This is a genomic window from Micromonospora sp. WMMD956, assembly GCF_029626125.1.
GTDB lineage: Bacteria > Actinomycetota > Actinomycetes > Mycobacteriales > Micromonosporaceae > Micromonospora > Micromonospora carbonacea.
This window is the reverse complement of the sequence record NZ_JARUBI010000005.1, coordinates 4,436,677-4,452,677: the sequence shown is the minus strand read 5'-3', so window position 1 is coordinate 4,452,677 and position 16,001 is coordinate 4,436,677. Positions and strand designations below refer to the sequence as shown.

The following is a 16,001-nucleotide window of genomic DNA, read 5'->3' as shown; positions in this document are numbered from 1 at the left end:
TGCTCCTGCCTCACAGTGCCGGTGGGGTGAACGTGCCGACCGCGGACTCCAGCGCGGCGGCGACCCGGTACATCCGGTCGTCGGCCATCGTCGGGGCCATGACCTGGAGGCCGACGGGCAGCCCCTCGGAGAGCCCGCACGGCACCGAGATGCCCGGCCCGCCGTACAGGTTGGTGGGGATGGTGTAGAGGTCGGCCAGGTACATCTGGTACGGGTCGGAGGTGCGTGCGCCGATCGGGAACGCCACGAACGGGGTGGTCGGCGAGATCAGCGCGTCGACCCGCTCGAACGCGGCCGTGAAGTCGCGGGTGATCAGGGTGCGGACCTTCTGCGCCTGCCCGTAGTAGGCGTCGTAGTAGCCCGAGGAGAGCGCGTACGTGCCGAGCATGATCCGGCGCTTGACCTCCGGGCCGAAGCCGGCGTCCCGGGTCAGCGACATGACCTCTTCGAGGGACCGGTTGCCGTCGTCGCCCTCGCGCAGGCCGAACCGGACGCCGTCGAAGCGGGCCAGGTTGGAGGAGCACTCGCTCGGGGCGATCAGGTAGTACGCCGGCAGCGCGTACTTGAAGTGGGGGCAGGACACCTCGACGATCTCCGCGCCGAGCTTGGCCAGGGCGTCGACGGAGTCGCGGAACGCCGCCGCGACGCCCGGCTCCGCGCCCTCGCCGGAGAACTCGGTGACCACGCCCAGCTTCACGCCGGTCAGGTCGCCGGTCGCGCCGAGCCGGGCGGCGGCGACCACGTCGGGCACCGGCTGCGGGACGGAGGTGGAGTCGCGCGGGTCGTGGCCGCCGATGGCCGCGTGCAGCAGCGCCGCGTCGAGCACCGTACGCGCGCACGGGCCGGGGGTGTCCAGCGAGGAGGAGAACGCCACCAGGCCGTAGCGGGAGGTGCCGCCGTAGGTGGGCTTCGCGCCGACGGTGCCGGTGACCGCGCCCGGCTGGCGGATCGAGCCGCCGGTGTCCGAGCCGATGGCCAGGGGCGCCTCGTACGCGGCGAGCGCGGCGGCGCTGCCGCCACCGGAGCCGCCGGGGATGCGGTCGGTGTCCCACGGGTTGCGGGTCGGCCCGTACGCCGAGTATTCCGTGGAGGAGCCCATCGCGAACTCGTCCATGTTGGTCTTGCCGAGCAGCACCGTGCCGGCGGCGCGCAGCCGCTGCACGATCGTCGCGTCGTACGGCGGGCGCCAGCCTTCGAGGATCTTCGACCCGACGGTGGTCGGCACGCCCTTGGTGGTGAGCACGTCCTTGACGGCGACCGGCACGCCCGCGAGCGGGCCGAGCTCCTCGCCGGCGGCCCGGCGGTCGTCGACGGCGCGGGCGGCGGCGAGCGCGCCGTCGGCGTCGACGTGCAGGAAGGCGTTGACCCGGTCGTCGACGGCGGCGATGCGGTCCAGGTGGGCCCGGGTCACCTCGACGGCCGAGGTCTGGCCGCCGGCGACGAGGCCGGCGAGCTCGACGGCGGTCAGCTTGGTCAGGTCGGTCATGACGCCACATCCTCGTCCAGGATCCGCGGGACGCGGAACCGCTGCTCCTCGGCGTCGGGCGCGCCCGACAGGGCCTCGGCCGGGGTCAGGCCGGGCACCACCACGTCCTCACGCAGCACGTTGGTCAACGGCACGGAGTGGGACGTCGGCGGGATGTCCGCCGCGGCGACCTCGCCGACCTGGGCGACCGCCTGGAGGATCGTGTCGAGCTGGCCGGCGAAGGTGTCCAGCTCCTCCTCCGTGACGGCGAGCCGCGACAGTCGCGCCAGGTGCGCGACCTCCTCGCGGGAGATGGCGGCCATCAGTGCCCCCTTCTGGCTGTCTGTCCTGCTGCATCTGGCGGTGGCTGGCCGCGCGCCGGCAACGACGATGACGCGCGGTGACCGCAGCGAGTCTATTGCCCGGCACCGGCCGGGCGTCCCCGACTCCCCCCGCGGCCGGCGCGGTGGCGGGGTCAGCGGGCCTGCGGGGGGCGGCTCTCCGCCTCGCGGGCCGCCGGCCGCAGCGGCCGGTAGCGGGCCAGCCAGTCGGTCAGCTCCCCGGCGGGCATCGGCCGGGCGTAGAACCAGCCCTGCGCCACGTCGCAGCCGGCGGCGTGCAGCAGCCGCCAGGTGCGCTCGTCCTCGACGCCCTCGGCGACGACCCGCAGCCCGAGCGCCCCGGCCAGCTCGATCATCGACCGGACGATCGCGGCGTCGTCGGCGTCGTCGGCCATCCCGAGCACGAACGACCGGTCCACCTTGACCTCCGACAGGGGCAGCCGGCGCAGGTGCTGCATGCTGGAGTAGCCGGTGCCGAAGTCGTCCAGGGCGATGGCCACGCCGATGGCGTGCAGCCGCGAGATGGTGGCCAGCACCCGCCGGGGGTCGGCCATCAGCGCGCCCTCGGTGATCTCCAGTTGCAGCCGGTCGGGCCGGACGCCGTAGCGGGCCAGCCGGTCGGCGATCTGGTCGGCGATCTCGCCGGTGTGCAGGTCCCGGACGCTGACGTTGAGCGCGGCCCGCAGGGTGATCCCGGCCGCCGCCCACTTGGCCAGCTGCTCCACCACGTCGTCGACGACCCGGCGGGTGAGCAGCCGCATCACGGCGCTCTGCTCGGCGACCCGGATCAGCTCCTCCGGGTCGACCATGCCCCGGCGCGGGTGCCGCCAGCGCAGCAGCGCCTCGACGCCCACCACCTCGCCCGTGGCGATGGCGACCTGCGGCTGGTAGTACATGGTGATCCGCCCGACGCCCTCGACGTCGCCGCACGCCGGCCCGGCCTGCGGCACCGGCCCCACGGCGTCCACCCCGCCCGACCCGCCCGACCCGCCCGGCTCGGCGTCGGGCCCGGCGGCCCGCCGGCGGATCGGGTCGGCGGCGGTGACGATCCGGTTGATCAGGTCGTCGGGGTGGTCCGGCTCCGCGCGTTGCCGGTGCCGGCGGGCCCGCCACCGGCCCGGCCCGGCGGGCGTCGGCCGCCCCGCGTCGACCGGGCCGCCCGCCGCCGCGGGGAGGGCCGCCGGCAGCGCGGCCCCGTCGCCGCCGCGCGCACCGACCGGCGCGTCGCGCTCCGCCGCCCCGGCCGGCCCCGCCTCGAGTACGCGCCGCAGGTCGGCCAGGAGCCCCAGCCGCTCGGCCGAGTTGTGGTCGGACTCGGCGGCGTAGACGGCGATGGTGTCGTTGCGGTGCTTGGCGTCGTACATGGCGACGTCGGCGTGGCGCATCAGGGTGGCGAAGTCCTCGCCGTGTTCGGGATACATGGCGATGCCGATGGAGCCGCCGACGTCCAGCGGCAGCCCGTCCAGCGACACCGGCTCGGCGAGCGCGGCGACCAGCCGCTCGGCCGTGGCGCGGGCGGCGTCCACCCCGGTGAGCCCGGTGCTGACGATGGCGAACTCGTCCCCGCCGAGGCGGGCGAGCAGGTCCCGCTCCCCCACCGCGCCGGCCAGCCGGGCGCTGACCTCGATCAGCAGGCGGTCGCCGACGGCGTGGCCGAGCGCGTCGTTGACGTTCTTGAACCGGTCCAGGTCGATCAGCAGCAGCGCGAGGTGGGCGTCCGGTTCGTTGCGCGCGGACCGCTCGGCGTGCAGGTGGACCTGCTCGGCGACCTCGGCCAGCAGCGCCTTGCGGTTGGGCAGGCCGGTGAGCGGGTCGAGCGCGCCGAGTTGTTCCTGCTCGGCGGCGAGCCGGGCCATCCGGTACACCGCGAACAGCGGCACCAGCACCAGCGGGATCAGCGCGGCGCTGGCCCGGGCGGCGGCCACCAGCACGGGGGCGAGCAGCAGCAGCGACCCGGTGGAGATCAGCTCGTAGCCCAGGCCGGACCGGACGCCGGGCCACCAGCGGTCCGCGAAGCGCAGCCGGATGGCGGTGCTGACCAGGCCGTAGTTGACCGCGAACCAGACGGCGGTCGCCCCGCCCACCGCGAGCACGTCGACCGCGCGCAGCCGCCCGCCGGCGAAGATGCTCCCCGGCCCGAGCGCGGTGACCGCCGAGGCGGCGGCGAGGGCGCAGGCGTACTGGGCGGCGTTGAAGCCGGAGCGCCATCCGGCGTGCCCCATCCGCCAGCCGGAGACGACCACCGCCACGGTCTGCACGGCCACCGCGGGCCCGAGCCCCCAGCCCAGCAGGATCGCGAAGGTGAAACAGGTGGACGGGAAGACCGCCGACGACTGCCGCCGCCCGGGCGGCACGAACGGCCGCGCGTCGCAGACGACGGCCAGCGCCGCCATCGTCCAGAACGCCGCCGGCAGCTCGTCGAGCCGGCCCGCCAGCGCGGCCAGCGGCCCGACGGTGAGCAGCGCCGCCAGCGCGGCGACGGCGGCGACGAAGCCGAAGAAGGACGTCGCCCGCCCCGGCGGGACGGAGTTTCGCGGATCGGCGGCCTCCATCGCACCTCCCGGGCAGCGGTCACGACGGGCCCTGCGCCCGCCGTGACCACCATGAAACGCTCTGGGTGCCGCTTTTCAGAGATGACAGCCGCGAATCGGTCCTAGTCGTAACTAACTTGGTATACGCGGCCAGGTCCGGTCAAGGTGTACGAGCGGCCGCCCGTCGCGGGCCGCCGCGCTCCCGCTCGGGTCACTCGCCGACCCGGGCCACCTCCCGGGCCGCGTCCGGCCCCTGGTCGAGCAGGACCCGGAAGCCGTCCTCGTCGAGCACCGGCACCTTCAGGGTGGCCGCCTTGTCGGCCTTGGAGCCCGGATTGTCGCCCACCACCACGAAGCCGGTCTTCTTGGAGACCGAGCCGGTGACCTTGCCGCCCCGGACCTGGATCGCCTCGGCGGCCTGGTCGCGGGAGAACCCGCCGAGGGTGCCGGTCACCACGACAGTGAGCCCCTCCAGCGGGCGCGGCCCCTCGTCGACGGCCTCCTCGGCCATCCGTACGCCCGCCTCGGCCCACTTGCGCACCACCTCGCGGTGCCAGTCGACGGTGAACCACTCGACGATGCTGGCCGCGATCGTCGGGCCCACGCCGTCGGCCGAGGAGAGCTCCTCCTCGCTGGCGGCCTGGATCGCCGCCATCGACCGGAAGTGCCGGGCGAGGGCCTGGGCGGCGGTCGGGCCGACGTGCCGGATGGAGAGCCCGACCAGCACCCGCCACAGGTCGCGTTCCCGGGCCACGGCGAGGTTGTCGAGGAGCTTGGTGGCGTTGCTGCCGAGGCTGCCGTCCTTGTTGACGAAGAACGGCGACTGGGCCAGCTGCTGCGCATCGAGGCCGAACAGGTCGCCCTCGTCGGTGATGACCTGCGCGTCGAGCAGCGCCGCCGCGCCCTTGTAGCCGAGCACCTCGATGTCGAACGCGCCCCGGCCGGCCAGGTGGAACACCCGCTCGCGTAGCTGCGCGGGGCAGCTTCGGCTGTTGGGGCAGCGGATGTCGACGTCCGCCTCCTTCTCGGGCCGCAGGGCGGTGCCGCAGGAGGGGCAGGTGGTCGGCATGACGAACGGGCGGGCGTCGGCGGGGCGCAGGTCGACCACCGGGCCGAGCACCTCGGGAATCACGTCGCCGGCCTTGCGGATCACCACCGTGTCGCCGATGAGCACCCCCTTGCGCTCGACCTCGTGCGCGTTGTGCAGAGTGGCCTGGGCCACCGTGGACCCGGCGACCAGGACCGGCTCCAGGATCGCGTAGGGCGTGACCCGGCCGGTGCGCCCGACGTTGACGGCGATGTCGAGCAGCTTGGTGTTGACCTCCTCCGGCGGGTATTTGAAGGCGATCGCCCAGCGGGGGGCCCGGCTGGTCGAGCCGAGCCGGCCCTGGATGGAGACCGGGTCCACCTTGACCACGACCCCGTCGATCTCGTGCTCGACGTCGTGCCGGTGCTCGGCGTAGTAGGCGATGAACCCGGCGACGCCGGCCAGGTCGGGCACGACCCGCCAGCGGTCGCTGGTGGGCAGCCCCCACGCGCGCAGCGCCGCATAGGACTCGGACTGCGCGGTCGGCGTGTAGCCGCGCCGGGCGCCGATGCCGTGCACCACCAGCCGCAGCGGCCGGGACGCCGTGACCCGGGGGTCCTTCTGCCGCAGGCTGCCGGCGGCGGCGTTGCGCGGGTTGGCGAAGGGCGCCTTGCCCTGCTCGACGAGGCTCGCGTTGAGGTCGGCGAAGCCGGCGATCGGGAAGTAGATCTCGCCGCGCACCTCGACGAACTCGGGCACCTCGGGAAACTCGTCGGACGGCGTCAGCCGGGCCGGCACGTCGCGGATGCTGCGGACGTTGGCCGTGACGTCCTCGCCGGTGCGCCCGTCGCCCCGGGTGGCGGCCCGGACCAGCCGGCCCTTCTCGTAGGTAAGGTTGATCGCCAGCCCGTCGACCTTGAGCTCGCAGAGGTAGGGCACCGGGCCGCCCGCGTCCCGCTCCACCCGATCGGCCCAGGCCACCAGCTCCTCGTCGGCGAACGCGTTGTCGAGCGAGAGCATCCGCTCGGCGTGGGTGACCGGCGTGAAGTCGGTGGAGAAGGTGCCGCCGACCCGCTGGGTCGGCGAGTCGGGGGTGCGCAGGGCGGGGAACTCGGCCTCCAGGGCCTCCAGCTCACGCAGCTGCCGGTCGAAGTCGGCGTCGGAGACGGTGGGGGCGTCCAGCACGTAGTAGCGGTACTGGTGTTCGGTCAGCTCCTGGCTGAGGGTGGCGTGCCGCTCCCGCGCCTCGGGGGTCGGCTCGGGGCCCGCCGCCGCCTCCTGCGCCGGGCTCACCTGCTGTGGAACGGCTTCCTCGGACATGCTGCCGGCTTCGGACACCGCGTCGACCTCCCTGTTCACGCTACCCTCGCACCGTATCGGGACGGTGGGACAATCCGCGGCCTGGGCGGCGCAGCCGACCTCACGCGACGGGGACATGGGTGCGAGGGCACCTAGGCCGTGTTTCGTAGCGGTCGACGGCGTGGCGGTGGTCGCTAATGGGAGAGGTCTCCGGTAGTTGGTTCAGCGACCAAGCTAGAACTTCACACCGGAGACCTCGTGCCGAGCGTAGCGGCAGCGAGGCGACATGACCTGACCGACGTGCAGTGGGCGGTACTCGAGCCGTTGCTGCCTGCGGGAACGGGTCGTGCTCGGCCGCGCAGATGGACCATGAGAGTGATCATCGACGGGATCCGGTGGCGGGTCCGGACCGGATCACCGTGGCGAGACGTGCCCGCGCACTACCCGCCCTGGCAGACCCTGTACCGGTGGTTTCGACGCTGGCAGCGTGACGGCGTCTGGTCTCAGATTCTCACCTCGTTACAGGCCAGCGCGGACGCGGCGGGGTTGATCGGCTGGACGGTGAGCGTGGACTCGACCATCAGCCGCGCCCATCACCACGCCGCTGGGGCCCGCCGCGACGGTCAGGCGCAGAAAGAGCCCCCCGGTGGTGTGCAGGCCGAGCCGTCCGATCACGGGCTCGGCCGGTCGAGGGGCGGCTGGACCACCAAGACCCATCTGGCCTGCGAACAAGGCCGCAAACTGATGGCCGTGGTGGTGACCGCCGGACAACGCGGCGACAGCCCACAGTTCATCCCCGTGCTGGCCAGGATCCGCGTCCCCCGCGCCGGTGGCGGTCGGCCACGGACCCGCCCCGACATGGTGCTGGCAGACAAGGCATACACGTCCAAGGCCAACCGCTCCCACCTGCGATCCCGCGGCATCCGCGCGTGCATCCCGAGCAAGGCCGACCAGGACGCACACCGCAAAGCCAAAGGCTCCAAAGGCGGACGTCCGCCCGCCTTCGACCCCGACCTCTACCGCCTGCGTCACGCCGTGGAGTGCGGCATCAACCAGCTCAAACAACACCGCGCCATGGCCACCAGGTACGACAAACTCGCCGTGCGCTACGAAGCCACCCTCACCATCGCCGCCATCAACCAATGGCTCCGAGCCCTACGAAACACGGCCTAGGGAGTCGTCCACGCCCCGGCGCGGCTCCGCCACGCGGACAGTCAGTCGAGGGCGGCGGCGAGGGCGGCGAGCTGGTCGGCGTACTCGATGCGGGCGGCCCAGTCGGTCGGCCAGGCCGGCAGGCCGTACGCCGCGCCGACGAACGCGCCGGCCAGGGCCGCGATGGAGTCGGAGTCGCCGGCGGTGGTCGCGCCGCGCGCCAGCGCGCCGACCGGGTCGTCGGCGTGCCACAGCGCGCAGAGCAACGCGGTCGCCAGCGCCTCCTCGGCCACCCACCCCTCGCCGGTACGCCGGCAGGGGTCGTCGCCGTCGTCGGGACGGGTCAGGGTGGTGGTCAGGCGGCCCAGCGCGCCCAGGCACTCGTCCCAGCCCCGGGCGATGAACTCCTGCGGCGAGTCGACGCCGGGGCGCTGCCACAGGTCGCCGAGCCAGTCCGACCGGTAGACCCGGCGCTGCTCCCGGGCCCGGTCGGTGAGCAGCGCCGGCAGCTCGGCCAGCGCCGCGCCGTCGCGCAGCAGGCGCACCGCGTACGCCGTCAGCTCGCTCGCGGCCAGCCCGGTCGGGTGGCCGTGGGTCAGGCCCGCCTGGAGCTGGGCGAGGCCGGCCAGGGTGTCCAGGTCGACGGCGAGCAGCCCGACCGGGGTGACCCGCATGTTGGCCCCGCAGCCCTTCGAGCCGGCCACGGTCGCCTCCTGCCAGCGCACCCCCCGGGACAGCTCCGCGCAGGCCCGCAGGCAGGTCATGCCCGGCGCGCGGTTGTTGTCGGGGCTGACCGCCCAGGCCAGGAAGCGCTCGCGCAGCAGCGGCTCGACCGCCGCCGGGGTGTACGCGGGCGCGTCGTGCAGCGCCCAGCCCACCGCGAGCGCCATCTGGGTGTCGTCGGTGACCAGCGCCGGGTCGCCCGCCAGCTCCCGGGGGCCGGACGGGCCGTAGCGGCGGTGGATCTCGGCGACGGTCAGGAACTCGGTCGGGCGGCCCAGCGCGTCACCGTAGGCCAGGCCGAGCAGCGAGCCGTAGGCCCGCCGGAGCGAGGAGTCGATCACCCGTGTGATCATGCCGGGCCCCGGCGGTCCCCGCCATGTGGCGGGACACAGCCGGGCCGGTCAGTCCCAGCAGAGGCAGAACGGGTGGCCGGCCGGGTCGGCGTAGACCCGGAACCCCTCCCCCTCGCCGTCGAGCCGGCGCGCGCCCAGCGCCAGCACCGCCCGCTCGGCCGCCTCGATGTCGGTGACGGTGACGTCGAGGTGGAGCTGCTGCGGCCGCTCCGGGTCGGGCCAGGTCGGCGGGCGCAGGTCGGGGGCCTTCTGGAAGGCCAGCCGGGGGTGCTGCCCCGCCGGGCCGCCGAGCACCACCCACTCGTCGCCGTCGGAGTCACCCTCCGCCAGCGGCAGGCCCGTCAGCTCGGCGTAGAACGCCGCGAGGGCACGCGGGTCGGGGCAGTCGACGACCGTGGTGCGCAGTTGACCGATCATGTGCCTCATCCTGCCCACGGGGTGCGACAGGAAACCTCAGTCCTCGGCGAGTCGCCGGCCCGCGTCGCGGCACGCCGCGAGCACCGCCCGGACGTGCTGCGGCGTGGCCCCGGCCAGGCCGCAGGCGGGGGTGACCACCACCTGCTCGGGCAGCCGGCGACGCGGGAAGCCGAGGCGGTCCCAGAGCTGGCGTACCCGGTCGGCGACCTGGGCGGAGGTCGGCGCGCGACCGCCGGGCGGCGGGGTGGCCGGTGCGGCGCCGGCCAGCAGCCCGAGCCCGGCGTCGATCGCCTCGCCGAGCGGGTCCAGGTCCTGCACCAGGGCGAGGTCGAGCGCGACCGCCGCCGCGCCGGCCGAGCGGATCAGCTCCAGCGGGACGTCCGGCGCGCAGCAGTGCACCACGACCGGCACGCCGACGGCCTCGACCACCGCGCGCAGCAGGTCCGCCGCGTCGGACTGCGGCACCGGCCGGTAGGTGCCGAAGCCGCTCTCGGTGGGCACCCGCCCGGCCAGCACGGTCGGCAGGGACGGCTCGTCGAGCTGGAGCAGCACCGAGGCGCGGGGCAGCCGGCGGGCGACCGCCGCGAGGTGGGCGCGCAGCCCCTCGGCGAGGGAGCCGGCGAGGTCCCGCACCGCGCCCGGGTCGCGCAGCATCCGGCCGCCGATCGGCAGGTCGATGCCGGCGGCCAGGGTGTAGGGGCCGGCGGCCTGCACCTTGACCGGGCCGGCGTACTCCTCGGCCTGCTCGGCGAGCTGGTCGAGGTCGCGTTCCATCAGGTCCCGGGCCCGGCGCAGGTCCCGCCCCGGGCGGGGGGCGACCCGCCAGCGGGCCGCGTACAGCTCGACGGGCAGCTCGACCAGCAGGCCGCCGGTGCGGCCGATCAGGTCCGCCCCGGGGCCGCGCGCCGGCAGCTCGGGCAGGTGGGGCAGGGCGGGCAGCTCCCCGAGGACGATCCGCTGCGCCTCGGCGATGTCGGTGCCGGGCAGCGAGCCGATGCCGGTCGCCGCGCCGAGGGGCCAGGGCCATGCGCTAGCTGTCACGGGCGAAGGGTACCGGTCGGCGGCCGGCGGCACGCGGCGATGGTCGCACGACCGGGCACCGCGCCCGCGGCGCTGGTCGCACAGCTGTGCACCGCGCCCGCGACGCCGGTCGAGTCGGGCGGCGCGTCAGCCGGCGATGGTGGCCGAGCCGAGCACCACGTCGCCGGCCGGGTCCGGCCGGTACGCGACGACGGCCTGGCCGGCGGCGACGCCGCGCACCGGGCGGCGCAGCTCGGCGTGCAGCGTGTCGCCGGTCAGCTCGACCGTGGCGGGGACCACGTCGCCGTGGGCGCGCAGCTGCACCTCGCACTCGATCGGCCCGTCGGGGCGCTCGCCGCCGGTCCACACGGGACGCTCGGCGCGCACCGTGGAGACCTCCAGCGCCTCGGCCGGGCCGACGGTGACGGTGTTGGTCTTCGGGGTGATGGAGAGCACGTAGCGGGGACGGCCGTCGGGGGCGGGCCGGTCCAGGTGCAGGCCGCGGCGCTGCCCCACCGTGTACGCGTACGCGCCGGTGTGGCTGCCGACCACCGCTCCGGTGAGCGCGTCGACCACCTGGCCCGGCGCCTCGCCGAGCCGGCCGGCGAGGAAGCCCCGGGTGTCGCCGTCGGCGATGAAGCAGATGTCGTGCGAGTCGGGCTTGTCGGCGACGGCCAGGCCGCGCCGGGCCGCCTCCTCGCGGACCTGGGCCTTGGTCGAGTCGCCGAGCGGGAAGACCGACCGGTCGAGCTGGGCGCGGGTCAGCACCGCGAGCACGTACGACTGGTCCTTGGCCGCGTCGACGCTGCGGCGCAGCAGCCCGTCGGGGCCGAGCCGGGCGTGGTGGCCGGTGACCACCGCGTCGAAGCCCAGCGCCACGGCCCGGTCCAGCACCGCCGCGAACTTGATCTTCTCGTTGCAGCGCAGGCAGGGGTTGGGGGTGCGGCCGGCCGCGTACTCGGCGACGAAGTCGTCGACCACGTCGGCGTGGAACCGGTCGGCCATGTCCCACACGTAGAACGGGATGCCGAGCACGTCGGCGGCGCGGCGGGCGTCCCGCGAGTCCTCCAGCGTGCAGCACCCGCGCGCCCCGGTGCGGTAGGTCTGCGGGTTGCGGGCGAGCGCCAGGTGCACGCCGGTGACGTCGTGCCCGGCCTCCACGGCCCGCGCCGCCGCCACGGCGGAGTCGACCCCGCCGGACATGGCCGCCAACACCCTCACCCCGTCACGCTCCCTTCCCCGCTCCGAGCGTACCGGGCCCGGCGCGGCGGCCCCGGGGCAGCGGGCGCGGTCAGCGGGGCGCGCGCAGGGCGGCGGCGCGGCGGGCCCGCTCCACCGCCGCCGGCAGGGCCGCCACGAGCGCGTCGACGTCGGCCTGGCCGCTGGTGTGGCCGAGGCTGAAGCGCAGCGAGGAGCGGGCCCGGTCGTCGTCGGCGCCCATCGCGATCAGCACGTGCGAGGGCTGGGCCACCCCGGCCGAGCAGGCCGAGCCCGTGGAGCAGGCGATGCCCTGGGCGTCGAGCAGCAGCAGCAGCGCGTCGCCCTCGCAGCCGGGGAAGGAGAAGTGCGCGTTGCCGGGCAGCCGGTCGTCGGGGTCGCCGTTGAAGACGACCTCGGGCACGGCGTGCCGGACCCGCCGCACGAGGTCGTCGCGGAGGGCGGCGACGCGGGCCGCGTACTCCTGCTGGCCCTTCACCGCCGCCTCGACGGCGACCGCGAAGGCGACGATGCCGGCGGTGTCGAGGGTGCCGGAGCGCACGTCGCGTTCCTGGCCGCCGCCGTGCAGCAGCGGGGTGGCCGCGACGTCGCGGGCGAGCAGCAGCGCGCCCACCCCCGCCGGGCCGCCGAGCTTGTGCCCGGTGACCGTCAGCGCGGAGACGCCGCTGGCGGCGAAGTCGACGGGCACCTGGCCGACCGCCTGGATCGCGTCGGTGTGGAACGGCACCCCGTGCTCGGCGGCCACGGCGGCCAGCGCCGTCACGGGCTGGAGGGTGCCGACCTCGTTGTTGGCCCACATCGCGGTGACCACGGCGACGGCGTCGCCGTGGTCGGCCAGCTCGGCGCGCAGCGCCTCCGGGTCGAGCCGGCCGGCGGGGTCCACCGGGAGCCAGCCCACCTCGGCGTCCTCGTGCCCGGCCAGCCAGTCGACCGCGTCGAGGACCGCGTGGTGCTCGACGGCGCTGGAGACCACCCGGCGGCGGGCCGGGGAGGCGGCCCGGCGGGCCCAGAAGATGCCCTTGACCGCCAGGTTGTCGCTCTCCGTCCCGCCGCCCGTGAAGATCACCTCGGAGGGGCGGGCGCCCAGCGCGGCGGCCACCCGCTCGCGGGACTCTTCGACCCGGCGGCGGGCGCGGCGGCCCGCCGCGTGCAGTGACGACGCGTTGCCGACGTCGCGAGCGGCGGCCACGTACGCCTCCAGTGCCTCGTCGAGCATCGGAGTCGTCGCCGCGTGATCCAGGTATGCCATCGCCGTTCAGCCTACTGACCGGCCGTGCCCCCGCCCGACCCCGGAGGCCGCCCCGCCCTGGGGCGGGGCGGCCTCCGGGGCGGAACCCTCACACCGGGACGGCGGTGACGACGATGTTGTCCCGGTAACGACGGGTCTGCGGGTCGAACGGGCCGCCGCAGGTGATCAGCGTGAGCCGGGGGCTGCCGTCGCGGGCGAAGTACCGGTCCAGCGGGATCTTCGTCTTGGCGTACTCCTCGCGGGCGACGACCCGGTACTCGCGCGTCGTCCCGTCGCCGCCGGTGGCGGTGACGGTGTCGCCCCGGTCCAGCTCCCGCAGCCGGAAGAACGCCCCCCTGCCCTGTTCGGCGCTGTCCACGTGGCCGGCGATCACCACCGACCCGGCGTCGGCGGACAGGCCGGGGCCGTATCGATACCAGCCGATCCGGTCCACGCTGGGCGGGACCTCGAACTCGTCGGTGCGCGGGTTGACCCCGACCGGGTCGACGCGGGCGGTGACGCCGATCGCCGGGATGCGCAGCCGCACCGGCGGCACGGTCGCGTCGCCGGCGGGCAACTCGCCGGCCGTGACCGGCACCGACGGGCCACCGGGGGCGCTCGCGGCCGGCGATCCGGTGGCCACGGCCAGGGCCGCCGCGTCGTCCGCGCCGACGTCCTCGGCGGGCTGCGCACCGCAGGCGACCACGGCGGCGACGGTGAGCGCGGCAGCGCCGGCGGCCAGCGCCGCCAGCGCGCCGCGGTCGCGCACCGTCACCGGCGGGACGTCCGGGCCGTGGCGGCGACCCGGACGCCGCCGCCGACCAGCAGCAGGACGCCGGCGCCGGCCAGCACGTACCACCAGGTCTGCACGCCGGTGCCGGCCTGGCCGCCGGTGCCGCTGGGCACGCCGCCCGGGGCGGAGTGCAGGCCGGTGATCGTCTGCGCCACCAGGTCGAGGTTCTTGGCCTCGGCGGAGCCGATCGCGTAGACGATGGTGGCGGTGCCCTCCTTCAGGTCGAGGTCGGCGGGGCCGATCGCCACGGTGTCGGTGCCGGCGAGCACCACGTCGGCGGAGACCGTGCCGGCGTCGACGTCGGCCTTCGACTCGTTCGGGTTGGTCAGGTCCTCGAAGACGGGCTTTCCGCCGGCCCGCACGTCCACGGCCGGGGCGGCGGCGGTGTGCCGGACGATCAGCCGGGCCTTGCCGGCGTCGACCTTGGCGGTGTCGTTGACGAACGGCGTGATCTTGGGCTTGCCCGCCTCGTCGAGGTGTGCGGCGAGGCTGATGTTCGCCCCGCCCGGCACCTCGGCGTCGTCGACGGTGAGGATCGCCTTGTCGAGCGCCTCGCCGGGCTTGGTCAGGGCGATGTCGTACGCGCCCTGCTCCAGGTCGAGCGGGCCGGCCACGTCGCCGGGCTTGAAGTTGTCGAGGGTCTTCTTGCCGTTGACGTACACGTCGACGGGGGTGTCGGGGATGCCGTGCACGACGGAGACCTTGCTGGTGGCGGCGTAGGCCGGCGTGGCGGTGAGCGCGCCGACCCCGGCGAAGGCCAGCGCGGCGACCGCGCCGCCCGCGGCGACCCGACGGAAGTACGAGAGCTGCATGTCTGCCTCCTGGTGGTTCGTGCTGGTTCGTCAGGCCTGGTGTGCAGAACGGGTTACGCCGGCTCCCGCCGCCCCGGATGCGCCCTCCGACGACTTCTTTTTCTTTCCGCCCGGCGCATCCGCGGCGGTCCCCGGCGACGAAGAGCAGGTGAGACAGGTGCGGACGCACGAGGCGCGAAGGTGGGGCGATGACGACGGGGGTTACAGTCGGGCATGCTCCACGGAAGGCGAACCGCCCGGTGACAGCGGTGCAACAGGAACCCGAGCCACCACCCCAGGACGACCTCGCCGAGCGGTTCCGCGCGGGTGACGAGGCCGCCCTGCGCCAGGCGTACGACCGGTACGGCCGGGCGGTGCTGCACCTGGCCACCAGCACGCTGGCCAACCGCAGCGACGCGGAGGACGTGACCCAGGCGACCTTCGTGGCGGCCTGGCTGGGGCGGGACACCTTCGACCCGACCCGGGGGTCGCTGATCGGCTGGCTGCTCGGCATCGGCCGGCGCAAGGTGGTCGACCGGCTGCGCGCCTCGGCGCGGGAGACCCGCGTGGTGGAGACGGTGCGGCAACTGCCCGACCCGGCCCCGACCGGCCCAGACCCGGACACGGTCGTCGACCGGCTGGTGGTGGCCGACGAGCTGGCCCGGCTCCCCGACGAGCAACGCCGGATGCTGGAGTTGGCGTTCTACGACGACCTGACCCACCAGCAGATCGCGACGGTGACCGGGGTGCCCCTGGGGACGGTCAAGAGCCACATCCGCCGGGGTATGGCGAGCCTGAAACGCAGATGGGAGGTGGACGGTGCAGCACCTGGACCACGACCGGCTGGTCTTCCTGGCGCTCGGTGAGAGCGAGGCGGACGACGGTGAGGCCCGCCACCTCGACGCCTGCGCGCACTGCCGGGCCGAGGTGGACGGCCTGCGGCACGTCGCCGGCCTCGGCGCCGGCACCCAGGGCCTCGGCGACCTGCCCGACCCGCCCGAGCACGTGTGGCAGGGGATCGTCGCGCAGGTCGCGGCGGCCGAGGCGCTGCCCTCGCTCGGCGACCGGCGCGCCGCCGGGCCGCCGGCGAGCGCCCCGACGCCGGGCGGCGGTGCAGGAGCGGAAAGCGGCGCGTCACGGCCCGGGCGGGCCGGTGGGCGGCGACGCCGGCTGCCCCGCTGGGCGGCCACGGCGGTCACGGCGGCCGCCGCCGCAGCGGTCGGCGTGGTGGGCACCTTCGCCGTGCTGTCGGGCTCCGCCGACGAGCCCCGGCCACCGGAGCGCGTGGTGCTGGCCAGCGGGTCCCTGACCGCGTACGGGACGACGCCGCGCGACGCCAACGGGGACGCCCGGGTGTTCACCGACAACCAACTGCACCTGCACGTGGCGAATCTCCCGGCGGTACCGGGGTACTACGAGGTCTGGCTCATCGACCCGGCGACCATGCGGATGTTCTCGGTCGGCGTGCTGAACTCCGGCACGGGGGACGCGCTGCTACCGTTGCCGCCGAACGTCGACCTCCGGACCTACTCGGTGGTGGACGTCTCCGCCGAGCAGTACGACAACAAGCCCGCCCACTCCGGCGACAGCCTGCTGAGGGGCACCCTGACGGGCTGATCGGCGGGCCGGATCAGCTCCCCGGC

The 16,001-nt window shown here is 75.2% G+C and carries 14 protein-coding genes; 3 read left to right on the top strand and 11 right to left on the bottom strand.

All coding sequences use genetic code 11. The annotated features are described in order from the left end of the window. Nucleotides 1–10 precede the first annotated feature (10 nt). From gatA to ligA, 4 genes are all read right to left on the bottom strand, one after another. On the bottom strand, nt 11–1,486 hold the full coding sequence (gene gatA, locus O7628_RS20195) for an Asp-tRNA(Asn)/Glu-tRNA(Gln) amidotransferase subunit GatA (protein WP_278132794.1): 1,476 nt from the start codon (nt 1,484–1,486) through the stop codon (nt 11–13). After that, nucleotides 1,483–1,788 carry an Asp-tRNA(Asn)/Glu-tRNA(Gln) amidotransferase subunit GatC gene (gene gatC, locus O7628_RS20190; RefSeq protein ID WP_007075103.1) on the bottom strand — a complete coding sequence of 102 codons (306 nt, stop codon included), beginning with the start codon at nt 1,786–1,788 and terminating at the stop codon, nt 1,483–1,485. Before gatC ends, gatA begins: the two co-directional genes overlap by 4 nt. Before the next feature lie 152 nt (nt 1,789–1,940). Beyond that, nucleotides 1,941–4,358 (bottom strand): EAL domain-containing protein, encoded by a 2,418-nt coding sequence (locus tag O7628_RS20185; protein WP_278132792.1) that lies wholly within the window; start codon nt 4,356–4,358, stop codon nt 1,941–1,943. Nucleotides 4,359–4,548: 190 nt separating this feature from the next. After that, nucleotides 4,549–6,684: an NAD-dependent DNA ligase LigA gene (gene ligA, locus O7628_RS20180; RefSeq protein ID WP_278136357.1), complete on the bottom strand. Its 2,136-nt coding sequence runs from the start codon at nt 6,682–6,684 to the stop codon at nt 4,549–4,551. A 237-nt stretch (nt 6,685–6,921) separates the two neighbouring features. Here ligA and O7628_RS20175 point away from each other — a divergent pair, with 237 nt between their 5' ends. Continuing rightward, a complete protein-coding gene (locus tag O7628_RS20175) occupies nt 6,922–7,836 on the top strand; it encodes an IS5 family transposase (RefSeq protein ID WP_278132791.1) in 915 nt (304 codons plus the stop codon). Between the two features lie 41 nt (nt 7,837–7,877). Here the strand turns inward: O7628_RS20175 and O7628_RS20170 are convergent, their stop codons facing one another. The 7 genes from O7628_RS20170 to O7628_RS20140 all read right to left on the bottom strand — a co-directional run bounded on the left by O7628_RS20170 (nt 7,878) and on the right by O7628_RS20140 (nt 14,379). Next, entirely contained in the window at nt 7,878–8,891 is a 1,014-nt protein-coding gene (locus O7628_RS20170) for an ADP-ribosylglycohydrolase family protein (RefSeq protein WP_278132789.1), read from the bottom strand. A 48-nt stretch (nt 8,892–8,939) separates the two neighbouring features. Further along, nucleotides 8,940–9,308, bottom strand: coding sequence for a VOC family protein (locus tag O7628_RS20165; protein ID WP_278132787.1), 369 nt, complete (start codon nt 9,306–9,308; stop codon nt 8,940–8,942). Nucleotides 9,309–9,344: 36 nt separating this feature from the next. After that, nucleotides 9,345–10,349, bottom strand: coding sequence for a methionine synthase (locus O7628_RS20160; protein ID WP_278132785.1), 1,005 nt, complete (start codon nt 10,347–10,349; stop codon nt 9,345–9,347). 126 nt (nt 10,350–10,475) lie between these two features. Beyond that, nucleotides 10,476–11,549, bottom strand: a complete 1,074-nt coding sequence (gene mnmA / locus O7628_RS20155) for a tRNA 2-thiouridine(34) synthase MnmA (protein ID WP_278132783.1) — start codon at nt 11,547–11,549, stop codon at nt 10,476–10,478. A gap of 70 nt (nt 11,550–11,619) precedes the next feature. Beyond that, nucleotides 11,620–12,795, bottom strand: a complete 1,176-nt coding sequence (locus tag O7628_RS20150; RefSeq protein WP_278132781.1) for a cysteine desulfurase family protein — start codon at nt 12,793–12,795, stop codon at nt 11,620–11,622. Between the two features lie 88 nt (nt 12,796–12,883). After that, nucleotides 12,884–13,549 (bottom strand): class F sortase, encoded by a 666-nt coding sequence (locus O7628_RS20145; RefSeq protein WP_278132779.1) that lies wholly within the window; start codon nt 13,547–13,549, stop codon nt 12,884–12,886. Continuing rightward, entirely contained in the window at nt 13,546–14,379 is an 834-nt protein-coding gene (locus O7628_RS20140) for a DUF4397 domain-containing protein (protein ID WP_278132777.1), read from the bottom strand. The genes O7628_RS20145 and O7628_RS20140 overlap by 4 nt, the downstream gene beginning before the upstream one ends. A 239-nt stretch (nt 14,380–14,618) precedes the next feature. Here O7628_RS20140 and O7628_RS20135 point away from each other — a divergent pair, with 239 nt between their 5' ends. After that, nucleotides 14,619–15,224 carry a sigma-70 family RNA polymerase sigma factor gene (locus O7628_RS20135; RefSeq protein ID WP_074473735.1) on the top strand — a complete coding sequence of 202 codons (606 nt, stop codon included), beginning with the start codon at nt 14,619–14,621 and terminating at the stop codon, nt 15,222–15,224. After that, nucleotides 15,178–15,975, top strand: a complete 798-nt coding sequence (locus O7628_RS20130; RefSeq protein ID WP_278132775.1) for an anti-sigma factor — start codon at nt 15,178–15,180, stop codon at nt 15,973–15,975. The genes O7628_RS20135 and O7628_RS20130 overlap by 47 nt, the downstream gene beginning before the upstream one ends. The last annotated feature ends 26 nt before the right edge of the window (nt 15,976–16,001 follow it).